Annotated in this window: 13 protein-coding genes and 6 pseudogenes; 9 read left to right on the top strand and 10 right to left on the bottom strand. The window is 64.5% G+C overall.

Translation table 11 applies throughout. The features are described from left to right. Nucleotides 1-154: 154 nt before the first annotated feature. A pseudogene (locus XAXN_RS14660) lies at nt 155-340 on the bottom strand (SDR family NAD(P)-dependent oxidoreductase); the annotation flags it as partial. A 369-nt stretch (nt 341-709) separates the two neighbouring features. On the opposite strand from XAXN_RS14660, the gene XAXN_RS14655 reads away from it, so the two are divergent. Both XAXN_RS14655 and XAXN_RS14645 read left to right on the top strand, forming a co-directional pair. Continuing rightward, the gene (locus XAXN_RS14655; protein WP_054320093.1) at nt 710-2,119 is read left to right on the top strand and encodes an FAD/NAD(P)-binding protein; all 1,410 of its coding nucleotides are present in this window, start codon (nt 710-712) and stop codon (nt 2,117-2,119) included. A gap of 222 nt (nt 2,120-2,341) precedes the next feature. Further along, complete coding sequence (locus XAXN_RS14645) at nt 2,342-2,773, top strand: VirK family protein (RefSeq protein ID WP_054320092.1); 432 nt, start codon at nt 2,342-2,344, stop codon at nt 2,771-2,773. A gap of 125 nt (nt 2,774-2,898) precedes the next feature. Here XAXN_RS14645 and XAXN_RS14640 read toward each other — a convergent pair. Beyond that, a pseudogene (locus XAXN_RS14640) lies at nt 2,899-3,173 on the bottom strand (TolC family protein); the annotation flags it as partial. Nucleotides 3,174-3,320: 147 nt separating this feature from the next. Between XAXN_RS14640 and XAXN_RS22545 the strand changes: the two are divergent. After that, nucleotides 3,321-3,656: a DUF6172 family protein gene (locus XAXN_RS22545; protein ID WP_054320090.1), complete on the top strand. Its 336-nt coding sequence runs from the start codon at nt 3,321-3,323 to the stop codon at nt 3,654-3,656. A gap of 371 nt (nt 3,657-4,027) precedes the next feature. Here XAXN_RS22545 and XAXN_RS14630 read toward each other — a convergent pair whose 3' ends face one another. The 6 genes and pseudogenes from XAXN_RS14630 to XAXN_RS14605 all read right to left on the bottom strand — a co-directional run. Beyond that, a complete protein-coding gene (locus XAXN_RS14630) occupies nt 4,028-5,320 on the bottom strand; it encodes a DEAD/DEAH box helicase (protein WP_054320089.1) in 1,293 nt (430 codons plus the stop codon). Nucleotides 5,321-5,652: 332 nt separating this feature from the next. After that, nucleotides 5,653-7,195 (bottom strand): annotated as a pseudogene (locus XAXN_RS14625) (dihydrolipoamide acetyltransferase family protein). Continuing rightward, nucleotides 7,192-7,575 carry an SH3 domain-containing protein gene (locus XAXN_RS14620; RefSeq protein ID WP_054320088.1) on the bottom strand — a complete coding sequence of 128 codons (384 nt, stop codon included), beginning with the start codon at nt 7,573-7,575 and terminating at the stop codon, nt 7,192-7,194. The pseudogene XAXN_RS14625 and the gene XAXN_RS14620 overlap by 4 nt, the downstream one beginning before the upstream one ends. A gap of 1 nt (nt 7,576) precedes the next feature. Then, nucleotides 7,577-8,649, bottom strand: a pseudogene (locus XAXN_RS14615) (alpha-ketoacid dehydrogenase subunit beta). Next, nucleotides 8,642-9,730 (bottom strand): pyruvate dehydrogenase (acetyl-transferring) E1 component subunit alpha, encoded by a 1,089-nt coding sequence (gene pdhA / locus XAXN_RS14610; protein ID WP_054320087.1) that lies wholly within the window; start codon nt 9,728-9,730, stop codon nt 8,642-8,644. The pseudogene XAXN_RS14615 and the gene pdhA overlap by 8 nt, the downstream one beginning before the upstream one ends. A gap of 176 nt (nt 9,731-9,906) precedes the next feature. Further along, nucleotides 9,907-11,454 (bottom strand): annotated as a pseudogene (locus XAXN_RS14605) (endonuclease/exonuclease/phosphatase family protein); the annotation flags it as partial. Between the two features lie 270 nt (nt 11,455-11,724). Between XAXN_RS14605 and XAXN_RS14600 the strand changes: the two are divergent. From XAXN_RS14600 to XAXN_RS14590, 3 genes are all read left to right on the top strand, one after another. Then, nucleotides 11,725-12,621 carry a tryptophan 2,3-dioxygenase gene (locus tag XAXN_RS14600; RefSeq protein ID WP_054320086.1) on the top strand — a complete coding sequence of 299 codons (897 nt, stop codon included), beginning with the start codon at nt 11,725-11,727 and terminating at the stop codon, nt 12,619-12,621. Nucleotides 12,622-13,238: 617 nt separating this feature from the next. Then, the gene (locus tag XAXN_RS14595; RefSeq protein WP_054320085.1) at nt 13,239-14,756 is read left to right on the top strand and encodes a peptide MFS transporter; all 1,518 of its coding nucleotides are present in this window, start codon (nt 13,239-13,241) and stop codon (nt 14,754-14,756) included. Nucleotides 14,757-14,767: 11 nt separating this feature from the next. Next, nucleotides 14,768-15,358 (top strand): thioredoxin family protein, encoded by a 591-nt coding sequence (locus XAXN_RS14590; RefSeq protein WP_054320084.1) that lies wholly within the window; start codon nt 14,768-14,770, stop codon nt 15,356-15,358. A 365-nt stretch (nt 15,359-15,723) separates the two neighbouring features. Here the strand turns inward: XAXN_RS14590 and XAXN_RS14585 are convergent, their stop codons facing one another. Further along, nucleotides 15,724-16,212 carry a MarR family winged helix-turn-helix transcriptional regulator gene (locus XAXN_RS14585; protein ID WP_005912639.1) on the bottom strand — a complete coding sequence of 163 codons (489 nt, stop codon included), beginning with the start codon at nt 16,210-16,212 and terminating at the stop codon, nt 15,724-15,726. A 125-nt stretch (nt 16,213-16,337) separates the two neighbouring features. Here XAXN_RS14585 and hppD point away from each other — a divergent pair, with 125 nt between their 5' ends. The 3 genes and pseudogenes from hppD to hmgA all read left to right on the top strand — a co-directional run bounded on the left by hppD (nt 16,338) and on the right by hmgA (nt 19,575). Continuing rightward, on the top strand, nt 16,338-17,453 hold the full coding sequence (hppD, locus tag XAXN_RS14580) for a 4-hydroxyphenylpyruvate dioxygenase (protein WP_054320083.1): 1,116 nt from the start codon (nt 16,338-16,340) through the stop codon (nt 17,451-17,453). A gap of 397 nt (nt 17,454-17,850) precedes the next feature. Then, nucleotides 17,851-18,221: pseudogene (locus XAXN_RS21675) on the top strand (endonuclease domain-containing protein). Further along, nucleotides 18,214-19,575: a homogentisate 1,2-dioxygenase gene (gene hmgA, locus XAXN_RS14575; RefSeq protein WP_054320082.1), complete on the top strand. Its 1,362-nt coding sequence runs from the start codon at nt 18,214-18,216 to the stop codon at nt 19,573-19,575. The pseudogene XAXN_RS21675 and the gene hmgA overlap by 8 nt, the downstream one beginning before the upstream one ends. Before the next feature lie 245 nt (nt 19,576-19,820). Here hmgA and XAXN_RS22760 read toward each other — a convergent pair. Continuing rightward, nucleotides 19,821-20,346: hypothetical protein (locus XAXN_RS22760; protein WP_245149956.1), on the bottom strand; the 526-nt coding region annotated here is incomplete at its 5' end.

The following is a 20,346-nucleotide window of genomic DNA, read 5'->3' as shown; positions in this document are numbered from 1 at the left end:
CCTATGCCGCTACATTAACCACCTGACCTGTGCAGAAACCGGTGGGTCATTACAGAGACGCTGAGCACGCAACTGACCCTCAGCTCATCGAAATGAAAGCACTACACGATTCCAAGGATGCCGAAATGGAAACTGGCAAAAAGACACTGAATCACAGTGTGTGCACTGGGTTGCCATGCGCTGCCAGTGCGTCTGCAGCCTGTGCAAGACCGGCAGCATTGCGCGCGCAAATCGAAACCCGCGCGCCACTCCGGACGAATGCTTCGGCGATCGCCAGGCCGATGCCACGGCTGCCGCCGGCGATCAACACGCGTTGCGGGCGAACTGCGGTGTTTGACAGGGCGGCAACTCGATTCGGAAACTTGCATTATCCGACAGCCGCGGCCACATGGTTGCCATGCGTATCGCCAGTGAGGCACGGACGACGATCGCTGTGCACGTTTGCGCGGCACCGGCACGTTGGCTGCAGCGGTCTGCATCGCCGCATTGCGCAGCGCCGCAGAAAACAGGCATGCGCAACGGCACCACCACGTAAGGTGGCGACCGCTGTCATATTGCTGCCATGTACGATCGGCGTTGCCTGCCCCGCATGCCTCATCACCGATGGCGATCAGCTCATGCGTTTTTGGTTGCCCGGTGCTAACCAAACGTTTACACACCTGCGGCGCGCTGCGGGCACAACGTGCGAGTCATCCAGCAGGATTTGCACATGGAAACCCATATCACCGTTATCGGCGCCGGCTTCTGCGGCACCGCGCTGGTCCGTGCGCTGGCGCAGACGACCGATGCGCAGGTACGCATCACCCTGGTGGGCGTGGCCGAGACCTTCGGCAGTGGGATCGCCTATGGCGCGGCGCGGCCGGAGCATCTGCTCAACGTGCGCGCCAAGGATCTGGGCATCGATGCACAGGCGCCCGGCGCCTTTGCCGACACCTTGCATCTGGGCGAGAGTGGGCGGCTGGAGTTCCTGCCGCGCCTTGCCTACGGCGACTATCTGCGCAGCGAGCTGGATGCGGCGGTGAGCGGTGCGCAGGCCTCGGTCATGCGGCTGTCGCAGGAAGCGGTGGCGGTGGAACGCGCTCGCAAGGGGTTTCGCGTGTTTCTGGCCAATGGCGATGCGTTTCAGAGCGATCGCGTGGTGCTGGCGGTCGGCGCGCTGCAACCGCAGGCGCTGGCGGGTATCGGCCCGCGCTTGAGCGTGCATCCGCGTTACATCGGATGGCCGTGGCAGGGCGATGCGTTGGCGCGGTTGTCGCCGGACGACGATGTGCTGATCGTCGGGACCGGGTTGACCATGGTGGACGTGGCCCTGACCTTGCACACGCGCGGTCATCGCGGCCGCTTGCTGGCGATTTCGCGGCGCGGGCTGGCACCGCAGGCACATTTGCGCCAGCCTGGAGCGCCATTGGAGTTGCCGCCGCATCTGCAGCGTGCGCTCAAGGACGCCGACCTGCGCGGCCTGCTCCGTGGGGTACGTCAGCTCAGTGCGGTGGTCGACGATTGGCGTCGCGTGGTGGATGCGCTGCGCCCGCATCTGCAGCCGCTGTGGCAGCGCCTGGAACTGAGCCAGCGTGCGCGCTTCCTGCGGCACCTGCGTCCGTACTGGGAAGTGGCGCGCCATCGTGTGGCGCCCGGTGCGGCCGAACAGCTGGCGCAACTGCAGGCATCCGGCCAGTTGCAGATCGTCTCTGCGCGCTTGCTGCGCGCGCGCTGGGTGCCAGATGGCGTAGAGGCGGTGATCCGCCCGCGTGGTGCTGCCGATGCGCAGACCGGTCATTACGATGCGGTGATCCGCGCCACCGGGCTGGATACCGACATCGACCGCACCAGCGACCCATTGATCGCCGGCATGCGCGAAGCGGGTCTGTTGCGTGCCGATCCCTTGGGCCTGGGCGTGGACACCGATGCGCAGTTGCGCGTGCGCGATAGCACAGGGCAGATCGTGCCTGGGCTGTATTGCGTAGGCCCGTTACTGCGTGGACGTTATTGGGAAATCACCGCGGTACCCGAGCTGCGCGTGGCCGCACGTGCATTGGCCGACCGCTTGTTGCTGGGCGCAACGCCTGCGTTACAGCCCACGCCCGAGCACGTGCCGCGCGAGGTGAATGCGCGGTTGTAGGTAGAGAGATTCAGGAGATCTTTGACGATCTTGACCGCGTATCGCGACGCCTGCGCAGTGATGGCCGACCTGTGGATCTGTGTACAGCGTCCGCCGGCGAGCGCAATCATGCCGCGTGATGCGTAGTGCGGTGCGCCGACGCAGAGCGGACTGGGTCATGGTGGCATCCCTGGACGCCTGAACGTCCAGATCGCCGCATTCCTTCCCTGTCTGGAGTCCGCCATGCCACGTCTTGTACCCGCCGCCTTGCTTGCCACGCTGTGCGCGTGTGCATTGCCTGCGCTGGCCACCGAATCGCTGAATAACCGCGCCGAAGTTCTCGCTGCCCTGGACGCCGGCTACGACGTCAGTGTGAGCACCGACCTTGCACGGTGCACGCCCGAAGAAGGCACGCCGGTCACCCAGACCCGTGGTGGCCATCACATCGATGCCTATCGCATCACCGCAGACGGCACCGTGGCCTTTTCCGATGCGCATTTCACCGTGGCCAACGACGGCAAGCCGATCCAGCAATTCATGCGCTACCAATTGCGCCCGGATGAAAGCCTGCGCTTCACCACCTACATGTACGACTTACCGGGCCTGCAGCAACGCGGGCCGGTGTTGGCGTATCAGTGCAAGATCAATGAAGGCGTGCGTTTCCATGCCGATTGAGCACGGTTGACAAGCCATCTGCTGACGCGGTTGGCCAGCGTGTGCGGTTGCATCCGGTCGGCGGCATCGGCAGCCGTGGGGTGCCACCTGCGCAGACACCCATCAACGGCAGCGTGGCGCGTCATTCACTCGGGTGCTGTCGTGTCGTCGTGGCGACGGTTGCTGTCCACGGCGACAGCAATCGGACCCGCGCCAGCACCCGCACCACCGGCCTGCCAACCGCCGCCCAGCGCCTTGAAGGTCGCCACCGCGCTGCGCGCAGCCTCGGTGCGCGCCTGCACTTGCGCGTTGGAGGCGCGTAGCAGGCTGTCGTCGGCGTTGAGCACTTCGATCAGGCTGACGGTGCCTTTTCGTAGGCCAGTGCCGAGGCGCCGCGCGCCTTGCCCAGGGCGTCATCGCCGGTACTGGGCCGTACAGCCCGATTGCGTCAGTCCAGACGCCCATGCCGCTGTCTGGCTGGTCTGCGCGCCACCTGATGCTGGATTCACCGAGGATGCCGCCCTCCTGGCCTCACAATAGGCGGCCAGTCCCCACCACCGACGTCGCCATGCGCAAGACCTACCAGCTCAACCTCGAAGGCAAGAACCGCGATCGTCTGCTGGAATCCAGCAAGCACGATATCCGCAAGTACATCCGCCGCGAGCGCCGCAAGGAGCTGCCGGCCGGCGCGGACTACTGGGACTTCGATATGCGCTTCGGTGTGGATGAAGCCAGTGCCGTGGCGCTGCCGCCGGTCGAGCTGATCCGCTCGATCAACGCGCTCGTTGCCGACGGTGGCGAGCAGTTCTTCGTCGAAATCCTGCGCAAACCGGGCAAGCGCACGCCACGCGCAGAGAGCGATCATGCGTTCGGTGATGGCGAGCTGGATTTCGAGCAGGATTGAGGCTTCCGTCGTCACCTCGCGGCATGCCGCCAGGTGACGACGCGTTCCATCTCGTGGCCGCGAGCCGTTGCCGCGGCCACCTGACCCTCCGCCACTATCCCGACCGTTACCAGCCGACGACGCGTAGCACGTGATCTGCATTGCATCGGACGGATGAAGCGCTGTGTGTGCCGGTTATCGGATCGCACGGCGCGCACGTCGGCTGCAGCTGCAGTTCCTCGATCCTGGTGCATGCTCTCGGGCCGCTGGCGATTGCGTGCGCAGCCACCGGCCTGGTTGCGCGCGATGGCGGCCTGTGCCGCGTGTACGCATCGGTTCGGCGAGCACTGCCCATCCGGTGATGGAATGCTTGTTCCGTGTCGCGGCCGTGCTCAGTGCGGTTTGTCAGCCTGCGCCTGCGCCGCGGCGCGTAATTTGTCCTTCTTGCTTGGCCGCTTGCCCTTGATGCCGCCGTTGTCATCCGCTGCACGCACCGCTGTGCCGGGCGCAGCGTCGGGGGCAGGTGCCTCGACCGGGGTTGGCTCGAAACCTTCGATCACACTGGTCGGCACGCGCAGGCCCTGGCGTTTTTCGATCAGCCGCCACTGCTGGGCGCTGTCGGCGGTGACGAAGCTGATCGCCACGCCGCTGGCACCGGCGCGTGCGGTGCGCCCGATGCGGTGGGTGTAGTCCACGGTGGAGCGGGGCAGATCGTAATTGAGCACCGCCGGCAAGGCGTCGATGTCGATGCCGCGCCCGGCCAGGTCGGTGGCGACCAGTACCTGCACGTCGGCCTGTTTGAAGGCGCGCAGCGTGCGTTCGCGGCGGCCCTGGCTCAATTCGCCGTGCAGCGGCAAGGCGGCGATGCCGGTCTTGCTCAGTTTTTCGGCCACCTTGTCGGCGCTGTGGCGGCTGGCGACGAAGACCAGCAGCTGCGGCCACGCGTGTTCCAGCAGCAGGTGCCGCAGCAGCTGCGTGCGCTGGCCGGCATCCACTGCGATGGCGCGTTGCGCGATCGCAGGTGCCTGTTCGGGCGTAGCATCGATGGTGATGCGCAACGGATCGCGCAGGCGACGCTTGGCCAGCGACGCGATGGCGGGCGGAAAGGTAGCCGAGACCAGCACGCTTTGCCGCTGCGCCGGCAGCAAGGCCAGGATGCGATCGAGCTCGGTGCCAAAGCCCAGCTCGAGCAGGCGGTCGGCTTCGTCCAGGACCAGCGTGGCCACCGCGCTCAGGCACAGCGCGTTGTGCTCGACCAGATCCAGCAACCGGCCGGGCGTGGCCACCACGATGTCGGCACCGCCACGCAACGCCAGCAACTGCGGATTGCTCGAACTGCCGCCAGTGGCCACCACCGTCTTCAGGCGACGCGGCAGATGCGCGGTCAGCTGGCGCAGCGTGTCGTCCACCTGCGCGGCGAGTTCACGCGTAGGCACCAATACCAGCGCACCCAGCACGCGTGGGGCAGTCTCGGGTGCCAGGCAGCGTTGATGCAGCAATGGCAGCGCATAGGCCAGGGTCTTGCCCGAGCCGGTCTGCGCCATCGCAATCATGTCGCGCCCGGCCAGCATCGGCGGAATCGCCTGCTGCTGAATCGGTGTGGGCGTGCGCACGCCGGCCTTGGCCAGCGCGGTAGCAAAGAACGGCTGTAGCCGCGGCGACAGCGAGAGATCGGAAAATGACATGCGCCCATTATCCAGGCATTCGTGCCGCAATGGCCGGTGGTGCGCCACGCCAGGCTGCTGTCGCGCAATGCCTCGATCGTCCGTGATGAGACGATTGCAACATCAGCCATGTCTGGTAGCCCAGCGCCATCGATCGAAGACGACTCGCATGCGCTGAGCAAGCGCATTTCATGGGACGCCCGCCCAATGCGCATCGCTCACAACCCTGCGCACCGATACCCTCTACTGGCCTTGCACGCCAATCGGCAATGGACCTTTTGCAGCATGGATGCCGCAGAAGAGCATAGCCGGCTGCGCTCACCTGGCGGTGAGCGAGGGGTTTTGCGAGCTGCTCAGCTGGCCAATGCCAGATCGTCCAGCAAGGCACGCAGGAAGCGCGCTGCTTCACCGCCGGTGGCAGCGCGATGATCGAAGGTCAGCGACAGCGGCATCATCTTGTGGGTTTCCACGCCGCCCATCACCGGGGTGAGCTGGTAGCGTGCGCGGCCGGCGGCCACGATCGCCACGCAGGGCGGTATTACCACCGGCGTGGCATAGCGGCCGGCGAACATGCCGAAATTGGACAGCGAGATGGTGTAGCCGCTGAGTTCGGACGCAGCGATGCTGCGGCTTTCCACCTGCTGGCGCAGTCGGTTGACGCCTTCGCGGATGCCCTGCGCATCCAGCATGTCGGCGTTGCGCAACGCCGGTACGAACAAGCCTTCTTCGGTATCCACGGCAATGCCGATGTCGACCTGGTGGTGCAAGGTGCGGCTGAGTGCGTCGCCGTCGAACCAGGCATTGAGTGCAGGCACCGCCTGGCAGGCGCGCACGATGCCGCGCACCAGACGCACGGTGACATCGTTGCCGGGCTGCCAGGCATGCAGATCGGCATCGTCGTTGAGCGTGGTCGGCACCACCTTGGTGTGTGCATCGGCCATCACGCGTGCCATGTTGCGGCGCACGCCCTTGAGTTGTTCGGGCTGGCCCTTGACGCTGGTGCCGGGCGATTGGGTGCGCATCGGCTTGCCACTGGCAGAGAGTGTGGAACGCGCCGTGCTGCCCTCATCCGCCCTGCGGGCACTTTCTCCCGCAGGCGGGACAAGGGTCGCCGTTGCCGGTCGATTCCTGCCGTCGGCAGCCATCCCAGCGGCTCTCCCACCTTCAGCGAGCGGGCCACCGCTTCCACCCTCACCCATCGAGCCACCTCTCCCGGCGGGAGAGGTCGGCGCGCCCTGCGCGCCGGGTGAGGGCCGTGCGGTACCTGCGGCTGCGGCCTGCTTTACGTCGGCCAGCGTCACCGTGCCGTCCGGGCCTGTGGCGCGCACCCGGGCCATGTCCACGCGCAGCTTGCGCGCGAGCGCGCGCGCCACCGGCATGGCGCGCACGCCGCCGACAGCGATGGCCTGCTCGCTCTGCACGGCGTTGGAGCTCTGCATCGCGCCGACCACGGTGCCGGCGTCGTCGCGATCGTTCGGGGCATCGGCGCCGGCATCCGCATCGGCGATCTCACCGCCATCGTCGGACGCGACCACGCGTTCGCCGGGACCGGCCGCGCTCTGGCCGGTGCTGGGCGTCTGCACCTGCGCCTGCGCACCGCCGTGCCCATGTCCGTGACCGGTGTCCTGGCTGTCGGCGCGTTGCGGCTGCGAGGCATCCAGGGCGAACTGCGCCAGCACCGCGCCGGTCACGATCACATCGCCGGCGGCGCCGGCGAGCTTGACCACGGTGCCGGAAAACGGCGAAGGCACCGACCACCGCCTTGGCGGTTTCCATCGACACCAGTGGGTCGTCCAGGCGCACGGTGTCGCCCTCCTTGACGAACCATTCAACGATGGTGGCGTCGGGCAGGCCTTCGCCCAGGTCGGGCAGGTGGAAATTCTTGTTGTCGCTCATGGCAGATTCTCTTGCGCGGCAGGCAGCTGCGGCGTGGTGTCGTCGAGGAGTTCAAGGTCGGCGGTCTGCAGCCAGCCCTGCGTGCCGTCGGCACGCTCGGACCACCACCAGCCACCGTGTTCGTGATGCAGCAACACGTCCTCGCCTGTCTGGGCATCGAGTTCGCGTGCGTCGTAGTCGCGCAGGGCTTGGGCCCGGCCATCCCCCAATGGACGCAACCAGGCTAGCGGCGCCCAACCGGCGCGGCCGCTATCGGTCGTGACCCAGGCAAATGCCGGCCATTCTTCGTCGCGCACCCCCACGCCGACCTGCTGGCCTGCCTGGAAGCGGACCGGGTTGGCGTAGGCGGCGCGGTGGTCGCAAAGCAGACGGGCGCGCATATCAGCCGGCAGCCACCGCGCGACGTGCCGCGGTGACGATGCGCTCCACGCTCGGCAGGAACTTCATTTCCACAGCCGGAACAGCGGGATATGCGTGTCGTAACCGGTGACGCGTTCGACCGGCGCCACCAGGTCGTACATCGACTGCTCTGCCAGGCGCGCGGCGATTTCCGCACCGAAACCGGCGGTGCGCGGCGCTTCCTGCACGATCACGCAGCGACCGGTTTTTGCGACCGATTCGGCGATGGTGTCGAAGTCCAGCGGGCGCAACGTGGCCACGTCGATGACTTCGGCACTGATGCCTTCGCCGGCGAGTTTGTCGGCCGCTTCCAGCGCCTCTTTCACCTGCGCGCCCCAGGTCACCAGGGTCACATCGGTACCGTCGCGCAGCACAAAGTACACATCCAGCGGCAGCGCTTGCCCATCGTTGGCCACCACTTCCTTGTACTGGCGATAGATGCGCTTGGGTTCCATGTAGATGACCGGATCCGGGGCGCGGATCGCGGCCAGCAGCAGGCCGTAGGCGCGCTGCGGCGAGGACGGCAGCACCACGCGCAGGCCCGGCACGTTGGTGAAGATGGCTTCGTTGGCTTCGCTGTGATGTTCCGGCGCGCGGATGCCGCCGCCCCACGGCACGCGCAGCACCATCGGGCAGTGCAGGCGGCCGCGGGTGCGGTTACGCAGGCGTGCGGCGTGGCAGATCAGATGATCGACCATCGGATACACGAAGCCGTCGAACTGCGCTTCGGCCACCGGCTTCATGCCCTGCGCGGCCAGGCCCACGCTCAGGCCGGCGATGGTGGTTTCGTCCAGCGGCGTGTCCAGCACGCGGTCGCTGCCGAAGCGCTGTTGCAGGCCGGCGGTGGCGCGGAACACGCCGCCGTTGACGCCGACATCCTCGCCCAGCACCAGTACCGCAGGGTCGTGTTCCAGCTCCCAGGTCAACGCATGGGTGATGGCTTCGATCAGGGTGATAGGCGAACTCATGGGGATTTCTCCGCGCGTTGCCGCAGTGTTGTAAGGGGCACTGGCGTGCTGGGAGGTCTCCGCGTGCACATGGGTGAGCTCATCCATGACGCGACTCCAGCGCCATCGCTTCGGCGCGTTGTGCCAGCAACTCGGCCGGCGGGTCGCCGTAGAGGTAATCGAACATCGCTTCCACCGGTTGCACCGCCGTACTGAGATAGGCGTTGACCTCTTCGTCCACGCGCGCGCTGCAGTCGGCCTTCCAGGCGTCTTCCTGCGTTTGGTCCCACAGGCCCTGTGCGGTGAGAGGGCGGCGCAGGCGCAGCAGCGGTTCGCGCGCCCAGCCTTGCTTGACCTCTTCTTCGCCGCGATAACGCCGCGCATCGTCGGCGGTGGTGTGGTCGGACAGGCGATAGGTCAAAAACTCGATCACCGTGCCGCCATCGCCGGCCAGTGCGCGCACGCGTGCCTGACGCATCGCTTCGAGCACGGCAACCAGGTCGTTGCCGTCCACCTGCAGGCAGTGCAGGCCGCCGGCCAGGCCTTTCTGCGCAAGCGTCTGCGCGCCGGTCTGTGCCGAGCGCGGCACCGAGATCGCCCAGCCGTTGTTGATCACGCACAGGATCAGCGGCAGCTTGTAGGCGCCGGCCGAATTGAGTGCTGCATAAAAGTCGGTCTTGGAGCTGCCACCGTCGCCGCAGCAGGCCACCGCAACTTGCTGTTTCCCCTGCAGCTTGAACGACAGCGCCGAGCCGGCTGCGTGCAGGCATTGGGTGGAAATCGGCACGCAGATCGGGAAGTCGATCGCCGCATCGGCATCGCGCGGATAGTCGCTACCGCGCTCGTCGCCGCCCCAGTACAGCATGACATCGCGCGGGCGCACGCCGCGTTCGAACATGGTGCCGTATTCGCGATAGCTGGATGCGAACACATCGCCGCGACGCATCGAAGCGCCGATGCCCACATGCGTGGCCTCGTGGCCGATGCAGGCCGCGTAGGTGCCCAGCTTGCCGGTACGCTGCAGGGCCACCGACTTGGTGTCGAAGGTGCGCACGAACAACATGCGCTTGAACAGGGCGAGCAGCTGTTGCGGGTTGGCGGCGTCGGCCGGAAGGTCGTCGTGGACCCATTGGCCGTCCGCGTCCATGTATTGCAGATAGTCGATCTGGAACTGCGCGGCTACGCTCATTGCGGCGACACCTTCACCAAGAAGTTTCAAATGATATGAGTTGCCATGTTAAGGACGGCGAAGCAAAACGCTGTCCTGCACCGCAGCAGACAATCTTGCTGGCCTGCACAAAAAAAGGGCGCGGACCAGGCCGCGCCCTCTGTCGCAGTAACGAACTGCGACGTGGTGCACTGCGATCAGCGGCGCCCATCACTTCCGCCGATCGGGGTGACGATCAGCGCAGTGTTGTCGGCCGGATTGGCATCGGGCGAACTCGAGGTGGCCGTGGCCTGCACCCGCACCGCGCGTTCGGCCGGGATCGGCTTGGCCGCGACGGTAAATTGGAAGGCTGCCTGGACGCCGGGCAATATCACCGCCGCCGTGCTGCACACAAAGTGGGCGCTGCGCAGCGACTGCACCTGCTTGTCGCACCGCCAGCCCTGCGGCGGTACCAACTGCGACAACGCCGACACCGTATTGCCTTCGATCACCAGGCTGGGGCCTTGCGCCGGTGCGGCGCCGACATTGCTCACCAGCACGCGATAAGTGGCGTTGAAGGTGGTGGTCGGCAGGCTGGCAGGGCCGTCGAAACGCATCGCCAGGTCGCTGCGGGGTTGCGGCCGTGCCTGCACCGTAACGGCCGCAGTGTCGGTGTTGTTGCCCGGTTGCGGATCGGGCGATTGCGAGGCGACCGACCCGGCCAGCATCAAGGTGCGGCCTGCCAGTTCCGGGCCAGTATCGAGTTGCACCGCGAAGCTCTGCATGGCGCCAGGGTTCAGTGCGGGCAGGTTGCAGGTGAAGGTGGTCTGCGTGGCATTGGTCAGGTTCTGGCAAATCCAACCCGCCGGCGCGGTGATACGCGCCCGCACCGGCAGGTCGAACACCAGCGCCAGGGCCGTGAACGGTGCCCGATCCGGCCCACGGTTTTCCACATCCACCGTGTAGTCGATGCGCTCGCCTTCAGTGACCTGCGTACGTGCAGCCTTGACCACCACGCCCAGGTCCGCATTGACCTGTTTGGTCATGCGCAACAGCACCACGGTGGGATCGTGGTCGGACAAGCGTGTGGGCGTATTGGCATCGTTGCGCGCGGTGCCGGGGAAATCGACATTGATGCGCGCGTGGCCCACCGACAGCGAGGCGATCTGCGGCGCGCGCATCAGCGCATCGTTGGCCAGGATGTGATCCAGCGATTGCACGTTGCCGTCGAACGCGTACGAGTAGCTCTGGTCGGAGGTGTTGAACCAGGTCAGGTCGGTGTAATCCGGGTTGACCAGATCTGCGCCATCGCCGCCCACCACGGTCTGCGCATCCGGTGCCGGTTTGCCGGTGACGGTGCCCATCGCATCCACATAGCCGTCGTTGAATTCGAAGGCGTTGAAGTCGCCCATCACCAGCACGTTTTCGTCGGGGTTCAGTTGCTGACGCGTTTGCAGCAGGCGCGCCAGAGACTCGGCCTGCGCCTGGCGTTCGGCGCGGATGCGGGTACCGGCCGCGTCGTCGGTCTCGGCGCCGTTGAGCGAGCGCTGGTGCACCACGATGGCGGTGAGCACCAGCGGCGGGCGGTCGTTGAGCAGGCTCACGTCGCCGCCCGGCTCGGTCCAGGTGGTGGTCTTGCCTTCCTGAGCGCTGGAAAGCACTTCCACCCGCGGCACGCCGCCAACCACCCAGGCGGTCTTGACCAGGAAACCGACGTCGATGCTGCCGACGTCGTTGCCTTCCTGCAGGTACGCCATGTACTTGGGTGCCACTCGTGCGTACGGGTTTTCTACGAGGCACCTGCGCAGGTATCTCGCTGGCCCCGATCCCCTCAGGGAATCCCGCCGGGGCTGCAAGCAGCCAGCCAGCGCCGGCGATGGCCGTGGCCCAATACGCTTCGCCATCCGCCATCCGCCATCCGCCATCCGCCATCCTCGAATCCCGAATCCCGAATCCCGAATCCCGAATCCCGAATCCCGAATCCCGAATCCCCGCCGCTGCGCTACCCTGCGTGGCCCGATCTTCAGCGCGATGCCATGCCCGTCGACAAGAACCTGCGTGACCTGGAACCTGGCATCCACACCGACCTGGAGGGGCGGCTGACCTACGGCGGCTATCTGCGGCTGGACCAACTGCTGTCTGCGCAGCAGCCGCTGTCCGAGCCGGCGCATCACGATGAAATGCTTTTCATCATCCAGCACCAGACCTCCGAGCTGTGGCTGAAGCTGCTGGCGCACGAGTTGCGCGCGGCCATCGTGCATCTGCAGCGCGACGAAGTCTGGCAATGCCGCAAGGTGCTGGCGCGCAGCAAGCAGGTGCTGCGGCAACTGACCGAGCAGTGGTCGGTGCTGGAAACGCTCACCCCGAGCGAATACATGGGGTTTCGCGATGTGCTGGGGCCGTCCTCGGGCTTCCAATCGCTGCAATACCGCTACATCGAGTTCCTGCTCGGCAACAAGAATCCGCAGATGCTGCAGGTGTTCGCCTACGACCCGCAGGGCCAGGCGCGGCTGCGCCAGGTGCTGGAAGCGCCCAGCCTGTACGAGGAGTTCCTGCGCTATCTGTCGCGCTTCGGGCACGCAATTCCGCCGCACTACCGGTCCCGCGACTGGACCGCCGCACACGTGGCCGACGACAGCCTGCGGCCGGTCTTCGAGCGCATCTACGAAAACACCGACCGCTACTGGCGCGAGTACGCGCTGTGCGAGGACCTGGTGGATGTGGAAACCCAGTTCCAGCTGTGGCGCTTCCGCCACATGCGCACGGTGATGCGGGTGATCGGCTTCAAGCGCGGCACCGGCGGCTCCAGCGGTGTCGGCTTCCTGCAGCAGGCGCTGGCACTGACGTTTTTCCCGGAACTGTTCGACGTGCGCAACTCGGTGGGCGTGGATGGCCGCCCACCGCAGGGCAGTGCGGACGCTGGGAACGACTGAGCAGGGCGCCAGGCCGAGCGGGGCGAAAAAGTCTGATGAGGGCGTCAAACCAAGCAGAGTGAGAAGCTGAGCAGGGCAAGATGCTCAGCGAGGCGAAAGCTGCGCAGTACGGTAAGTTGGAGCGCACTGAAGCCCTCTCCCGGCGGGGCGATAAGGCATCGCTTGCGCGCACGGGCGCGCGTGGATTGGAGCGCCCGCGCCGCCAGCGCGGGCCGGGGCGCGGAGCGGGGGTTGGGGTAAGCACGGGCGCATTCCTATGGATCAGCCAGAGCCGAGGCTGGTCCCGCAATCGGCACCATCCAGTGACACCGCACCCTCATCCGCCCCACGGGCAACTTCTCCCGATGGCAGAAGGGACGGCGCGGCGGCGTAGGAGACAAGGGCGGTGGGTACTGTCAACGCAGACGCCTCGGCATCATCCTGGGGCCTGGAAAGGGTCTCGCACCCGCTGATGGGGATATCCATCGCACCTGCCAAATCCTGCTTAGTGCAACCACTGTCATCAGGCCGCTGACTCCGGCGAATTTGACGCGTACATGACGTCTAAGTGATCCTCGCGCGTCGCCCGGGCTCGCCTCAGTGCACCCAGCCATCATTGAATAAGCAAGGGACCTCTAATGAGCGTTGACGCGACCGCGCCGACATCCGCCTCCAAACCGCCGCCGCCGGCGCCTCCCGAGTTCCCCACGTTGCTCGGCCACCCCCGGCCGTTGTGGCTGCTGTTCATGACCGAATTCTGGGAACGCTTTGCGTTCTACGGCATTCGCTGGGCGCTGACGCTCTATATCGTGGCTGAGTTCTACCAGGGGTCTGGTGTCGGCGAGGCGCCGGCCAATCGGCTCTACGGCGCCTATCTGGCGCTGGTCTACGCCTCAGCATTGTTTGGGGGCTTCGTCGCGGATCGATTGATCGGCTACCAACGCTCACTGTTGATCGGTGCAGTGGTCATGTCGGTTGGTCTGTTCCTGATCGCGGTACCCAACGACCAGGTGTTCAAGATCGGCTTGGCGACGATCATCGCCGGCAACGGCCTGTTCAAGCCGAATGTCTCGACCATGGTCGGTAAGCTGTATCCACTGAACGACCCGCGTCGGGATTCAGGATTCACGATTTTCTACATGGGCATCAATGCGGGCGGCTTTGTTGCGCCGATCCTGACCGGCCTGCTTGCCGACAAGTTGTTCGGCACTGAAGCGACGCCGGCTTACAAGTACGTGTTCATCGCCTCCGGCGTAGGCATGTTGATCAGTCTGGTCTGGTTCTGGCTGGGGCGTCGCCAACTAGGACCGGTCGGTTTGCCGCCGGTTGGTGGAGAAGGCATGGGCCGAACGCTGGCGGTCCTGATGGGCACGATTGTTGCCATTCCGGTCGCCTATGGGCTGCTGCTGATCGATGCCAGCATCCTTGGTTGGATATTGACCATCCTGTTCCTTGCCCTGTGCGGACTGATCCTGTTCGAAGGCATCCGTGAAGGCAAGGTACAACGCGATCGCGCCGTCGCCATGCTGATCGTCTTCGTGTTCAACGTCATGTTCTTTATGTTCTTTGAGCAAGCGGGCAGCTCGTTCAATTTCCTTGCCCAGAACATCGTCGAGCGCGACCTTGGCGGCTGGATGTTCCCGGTGGGTTGGTTCCAATCGGTCAATACGTTGGCAATTCTGATGCTTGGCCCGGTATTCGTCTGGCTTTGGGTCGCGCTGAAGTCGGCCAACCCGTCCATCCCTCGCAAGTTCGGCTTGGGTCTGATCTTCAACAGTCTGGCCTTTGCACTGCTGATGTACGCCTTGTCGGCCCTGGTCGACGATGCTGGCAAGATTCCCTTCTGGACGTTGTTCATGGTCTATGTCATCCAGACCGTCGGCGAACTGTGCTTGTCGCCGATCGGCTTGTCGATGACAACCAAACTGGCGCCGGCCAAAGTGGTCGGTTTGGCCATGGGAGGCTGGTTCTTGTCGACCGCGATTGGCAACAACCTCTCGGGCATCTTCGCTTCCGCGGTAAGCGGCGAGACCGGCATGACCGTGGCGTCTGCGTTGAAGGGCTACACTTTTGGCTTCTGGTCGTTGATCGCTGCGGGTGTGTTGCTGCTGCTGATTGCCCCAATGGTCAACAAGCTGATGCACGGTGTGAAGTGAGGAGAACAGCGATGCCGATCAAATCCCTTGTCTGTGGCCTGCTGCTGACCGGTCTGTTGAGCGCCTGCGGGCAGACCAGCAGCCCGCAGGACGCGCCAAAGCCGTTGGATACGTCGATGCAGAAGCCGCCCAGCGCCGATCCCAGCCAGCCGGTGTCCTCGGGCAATACGCCGACCGCAGCCGACATCGCCGCGGCCGCCGCGCTCAATGCGCAATACGATCCCTCGCGCGATCCGGCCGCCGATCTGGAAACCGCCAAGGTCGAGGCCAAGCGCGGCGGCAAGCGCATCGTGCTCAATGTCGGCAATGCCGCCTGCGAGCCCTGCAAGGCGCTGGACGAACTGATGGGCGGCGACGCGGAGCTGCGCAGCTTCCGCGACGCGCACTTCGTGGTGGTCAAGGTCAACCGCGATGCGGCCAACGAAAACACTGCCTTCCTGTCGGCGTTTGCCCAGCTCAACGACGCCCCGTCGCTGTTGGTGCTGGACAGCGACGGCAAGCTGCTGACCACGCAGTCCGGCCCGGAGTTGCGCAAGGGCGAGGGTTTCGACCGCAAGAAGCTGTTCGACTTCCTCAAGCAGTGGGCGCCACCGCAGGCCTGATTCTGCGCGAACGCCTCAAACAAAAACCCCCGCACTGCTGCGGGGGTTTTTGTTTTGCATCGTGCCGATGGCTATCGCCTGGCACGCACGCGGCCTGTTCGACGCGCGCAGCCCTGGCGCGAGGTGATGGCGTCTTGCTGGCGACGGCAGCGCACACCGGCATGTGACGTCCGGCGGCGATGCGCGCTGGCAAGCCGGTGAAGAGCCGCGACCGATCGTGCGCTTCCACCCTATCGAGATCGTGCTACTACGGCACTGCATCGATGCCCACGCTGCGCCAGCGCCGTGCACCAGCATTAATGGCTACTGGATCAGATCCTGCGCGGCAGCAAGACACCACGCATTCGCTCCCAGCGTGGCGCTGCTCAGTCCTTGCTGGCCATGCGCGGCAGCCCGTCCTTGGCCAGCCGGTCGATCAGCTTTTCCAGGACCTGCTGTTCTTCGGCACTGAACACCGACATCAGGCGTTGCTCCATCTCGTTGACCAGCGGCGCGACGGTCTCGTAGACCTGTCGCCCGGCCGGCGACAACGCCAGCATCGAGCGGCGGCGATCGTCGCCGTGGGTCTCGCGGCGGATGAAGCCGCGCTCCAGCAGGCGCGCCACGGCGCGGCTCACTGCGACCTTGTCCATCGCCGTGCGGTCGGAGACCTCACTGGCCGATGAACCCGGGTACAGGGCCAGGATCGTGATCACCCGCCACTCGGGAATCGCCATGCCGTAACGATCGCCGTATACCTTGGCAATGTTGCTGCTGATACGGTTGGACAGCACGCTCAGGCGATACGGCAGGAACTGCTCGAGGTTGAGCAGCACGGGATGTTGCGGCGGGTGGGGGCTGTCGAGATCGCTCATGTTGTTGCACTGAGTCTTGATTTTTGTTTCATTTGCAACTACAAACCGAGGGTGGCCTGCGCATTCTCGCGGGTCTTCTGCTACTCCGCATAGCCCTGCGGCCCCCCAAGCGTGGAGAAACGAAGATGAGCGCACAACCGAACACCACTGCAACCCGCCCCGATCCGGGCATGCAGGTCACTACCTTCGACAATCCGATGGGCATCGACGGCTTCGAGTTCGTCGAATTCGCCGCACCGGCCGGCCAGGGGGAGCAGCTGCACGATTATTTCCGCAAGATGGGCTTCAGCGCGGTGCTGCGTCACCGCAGTCGCCCCATTACCATCTATCGCCAGGGAGGGGTCAACTTCCTGCTCAATGAAGATCCCGATTCGTTCGCTGCCAATTTCGCCGCTGCGCACGGACCCTGCGCCTGCGGTTTTGCCATCCGCTTCCGCACCCCGGCCGAGACCGTGCTGCAGACTGTGCTGGGCAATGGCGGCGAAGCGGTGCAGGACAAACCCGACACGCGAGCAGTGCCGGCGCCGGTGGTTAAGGGCATCGGCGACTGCATGCTGTATCTGGTGGACCGCTACGGCGATGCGGGCAGCATCTACGATGCCGACTTCGAACCGATCGAAGGCGCCGACCAGCACCCGGCCGGCTTCGGGCTGACCTTCATCGACCACCTCACGCACAACCTGTATTTCGGCAACATGCAGCGCTGGTCGGATTACTACGAGCGCTTGTTCAACTTCCGCGAGATCCGCTACTTCGACATCAAGGGCGCCAAGACCGGCCTGGTGTCCAAGGCGATGACCGCTCCGGACGGCATCGTGCGCATCCCGCTCAACGAATCCTCCGATCCCAAGAGTCAGATCAACGAGTATCTGGACGCGTATCAGGGCGAAGGCATCCAGCACATCGCCTGCTTCACCGACGACATCTACACCAGCGTGGAAAAGATGCGTGCCGCCGGGGTGAGCTTTCTGGATACGCCGGATACGTATTTCGATGTGGTGGACCTGCGCATCCCCGCGCATGGCGAAGACATCGAACGCCTGCGCCGCAACAAGATCCTGATCGACGCCGACCCCGATACCAAGCAACGCAAGCTGCTGCAGATCTTCACCACCAACTGCATCGGCCCGATCTTCTTCGAGATCATCCAGCGCAAGGGCAATGAAGGCTTTGGCGAAGGCAATTTCCAGGCGCTGTTCGAAAGCATCGAGCGCGATCAGATGAAGCGCGGGGTGCTTTGAGGGCGGGGATTGGTGATTCGGGATTGGTGTCAGGCGTTGCTGCTCTATTACTACCCCTCGGCTGCTTCGTTGATGCTAAAGCGTGATGTGGTTTTAGGCCGGGATTGGTCAGTCGGATTGTCTCGGGCGCTGCGGTTTGCCTGCTAGTCGCGTCAGCCGAGGTGATGCGAAGCGTGGAGTGCCTCGAGAGCCGGTTAGGTGATGCAGCCGCTACAGTGATGCAAGACATGACGTGTTCGGCCAGACCCCAGGGCGATCTGACTAATCAAAGCAGTAAATCCGAACGTGCTTGAAACCCTTCTCCCCACGGGAGAGGGGTTGGGGTGAGGGTACGGTGGAACGATGAAAATCAAACCGCCATCACCCACCGCCACACGCACGCGCACTGCGTAGCGACATGACCGACGCAGAGCGCGAACTTTGGCGCTGCTTACGCGGTAACCAGCACAGGGTTTCAAGTTCAGAAGGCAGCATCCACTTCCGCCGTACATTGTGGATTGCTGTTGCATCGAAGTGATGTTGATTGTTGAGTTGGACCGATCACAGCACCAGGCATCCAGTGATCAGGCAAGAACGCAATGGCTGCAATCGAGAGGTTGGACAGTACTGCTTTTCTGGAGCAACGATGTGCTGCTTAAGCTGGATGCCGTGGTTGAGATGATCTTCAATGTGGTCGCTACATCGTATCCTCACCCCAACCCCTCTCTCGATGGGAGAGGGGCTTACTCTCAGCCCATTGGGCCTAGTTTGGACGCATGTGATGCATGACCAACCTCCCTACATGACCGGCTTCGGCAATGAGTTCGCCACCGAAGCAGTGGCCGGCACCCTCCCGGTCGGGCAGAACTCACCGCAGCGCGTTGCGCATGGGCTATATGCCGAGCAGCTGTCCGGCACCGCGTTCACGGCGCCGCGTGGCGAAAACCGGCGCAGCTGGCTGTATCGCATTCGGCCTGCCGCGGTGCATGGCCGCTTCTCGCTGGTCGAGCAGGCGCACTTCCACAACGATTTCGGTGCGGGCCCGGTGCCGCCGGATCAGTTGCGCTGGAGCCCGTTGCCACTGCCGTCGGTGCCCACCGATTTTGTTGACGGCCTCTACACCATGGCCGGCAATGGGGGGCCCGAAGCAATGTCCGGCGTCGGCGTGCATGTGTATGCGGCCAACGCCTCCATGCAGGATCGCTTCTTCTACGACACCGACGGCGAGCTGCTGCTGGTGCCGCAGCAGGGGCGGCTGCGCGTGCATACCGAGCTGGGCGTGCTGGCACTGGAGCCGCAGCAGATTGGTGTGATTCCGCGCGGCGTGCGCTTCCGCGTCGAGTTGCTGGACGACACCGCGCGCGGCTATGTGTGCGAAAACTTTGGCGGCCTGCTGCGCCTGCCCGATCTAGGGCCGATCGGCGCCAATGGCCTGGCGAATCCGCGCGATTTCCAGACGCCTCACGTCGCCTTCGAACAACGCGAAGGCGCATTCGAACTGGTGGCAAAATTCCAGGGCCATCTCTGGCGTGCCGACATCGGCCACTCGCCGCTGGATGTTGTCGCCTGGCACGGCAATTACGCGCCCTACCGTTACGATCTGCGCCGCTTCAACACCATCGGCTCGATCAGTTTCGATCATCCCGATCCCAGCATCTTCACCGTGCTGACCTCGCCCAGCGACACGCACGGGACGGCGAACGTGGATTTTGCGATTTTCCCGCCGCGTTGGCTGGTGGCACAGCACACCTTCCGCCCGCCGTGGTTCCATCGCAACGTCGCCAGCGAATTCATGGGCCTGGTGCATGGCGTCTACGATGCCAAGGCCGAAGGCTTCGCGCCCGGAGGCGCCTCGTTGCACAACTGCATGAGCGGGCACGGCCCGGATGCGGCCACCTTCGACAAGGCGTCACAGGCAGATCTCACGCGCCCGGACGTGATCGCTGACACCATGGCCTTCATGTTCGAAACGCGCGCGGTGTTGCGCCCCACGCAGCAGGCGTTGAGGGCCGCCCATCGGCAAGCCGATTACCAGCAATGCTGGTCCGGACTGCGCGCGGTATTTCAGCGTCCACCAGCGGAAGATGTGGCGGTTACTGCATCCGCACCGTCTGCCGACCAGCGTTGTTGTTGCTCCCAGTGAAGTCGCGACGCAAACGCCTACCAGCTCAAGCGCGTCCCTATGAACTATCCGTCGTCTAGAACGGCGTGCGCGCATCGCGCAGCTTCCAAGGCGAACAGCACGTATTCTTGCTCAGTCATGCCTGAAAAAACCGACTGAAGGAATGGTTGCTACGTCGCAACATCTGGTTCTAGCTACGCAGAGCGGGCGTCAGCGTGGCCAGGCGTCAGCGTCCGCTTGAATGCCGACGCTGACGCCCACGGCGATCAACTGTACGAAAATCCTGAATTGCTGAGATCGATGCTGAAGGTCCCCGACTTGGATCCAATGAAGCCGACCGAACCATAGAGTCCAGCCAGCGCAGTACCAGCCTGACAGTTCGTGGTGGACATTGCGTAGAGCTGGTAATTACCCGAAGTGTTGAGCCTCAGATTCGGCCCAAGCACAGGCTTTTCATAAAGCAATGGAACGCACGTGTTCAAGCCATTACCTCGCACCAATACCGCCATTGCCGGCAGCACATGGCTTGTGATTCTGGTTGACATCAGGGGCTCGGCGCTGGCCGAGGAGCTCACCGTCACTGCCAGTAAAAACAATGCAGCCGGCACGATAGCCCGCGGTTTTCTTAACAGCATGTTTGGATTCATATGGGGTGCGCCGAAATTTTTACGAACAGCGGTGTAAAGCGACCGAGTACCCACGGATGGCAGAACTATTCGCTTAGGGCAACGCTGATCAAGTTCCAAAGATGCGAGGATAAGTGCTTCGCAGCGATGGTGGTGCAAGCCGATG

Source organism: Xanthomonas axonopodis (assembly GCF_001304695.1).
GTDB classification, from domain to species: domain Bacteria; phylum Pseudomonadota; class Gammaproteobacteria; order Xanthomonadales; family Xanthomonadaceae; genus Xanthomonas; species Xanthomonas axonopodis.
Note: the sequence above shows the minus strand (reverse complement) of the source record. Positions and strands in the feature narration are given on the sequence as shown.

Coding starts and splice junctions, on each gene's coding strand:
- XAXN_RS14630 (WP_054320089.1), bottom strand. CDS start 5,320: ATGTCATTTTCCGATCTCTCGCTGTCGCCGCGGCTACAGCCGTTCTTT.
- XAXN_RS14590 (WP_054320084.1), top strand. CDS start 14,768: ATGCCGATCAAATCCCTTGTCTGTGGCCTGCTGCTGACCGGTCTGTTG.
- XAXN_RS14645 (WP_054320092.1), top strand. CDS start 2,342: ATGCCACGTCTTGTACCCGCCGCCTTGCTTGCCACGCTGTGCGCGTGT.
- XAXN_RS14620 (WP_054320088.1), bottom strand. CDS start 7,575: ATGCGCGCCCGTCTGCTTTGCGACCACCGCGCCGCCTACGCCAACCCG.
- XAXN_RS14655 (WP_054320093.1), top strand. CDS start 710: ATGGAAACCCATATCACCGTTATCGGCGCCGGCTTCTGCGGCACCGCG.
- XAXN_RS22545 (WP_054320090.1), top strand. CDS start 3,321: ATGCGCAAGACCTACCAGCTCAACCTCGAAGGCAAGAACCGCGATCGT.
- XAXN_RS14585 (WP_005912639.1), bottom strand. CDS start 16,212: ATGAGCGATCTCGACAGCCCCCACCCGCCGCAACATCCCGTGCTGCTC.
- XAXN_RS14600 (WP_054320086.1), top strand. CDS start 11,725: ATGCCCGTCGACAAGAACCTGCGTGACCTGGAACCTGGCATCCACACC.
- hmgA (WP_054320082.1), top strand. CDS start 18,214: ATGCATGACCAACCTCCCTACATGACCGGCTTCGGCAATGAGTTCGCC.
- pdhA (WP_054320087.1), bottom strand. CDS start 9,730: ATGAGCGTAGCCGCGCAGTTCCAGATCGACTATCTGCAATACATGGAC.
- hppD (WP_054320083.1), top strand. CDS start 16,338: ATGAGCGCACAACCGAACACCACTGCAACCCGCCCCGATCCGGGCATG.
- XAXN_RS14595 (WP_054320085.1), top strand. CDS start 13,239: ATGAGCGTTGACGCGACCGCGCCGACATCCGCCTCCAAACCGCCGCCG.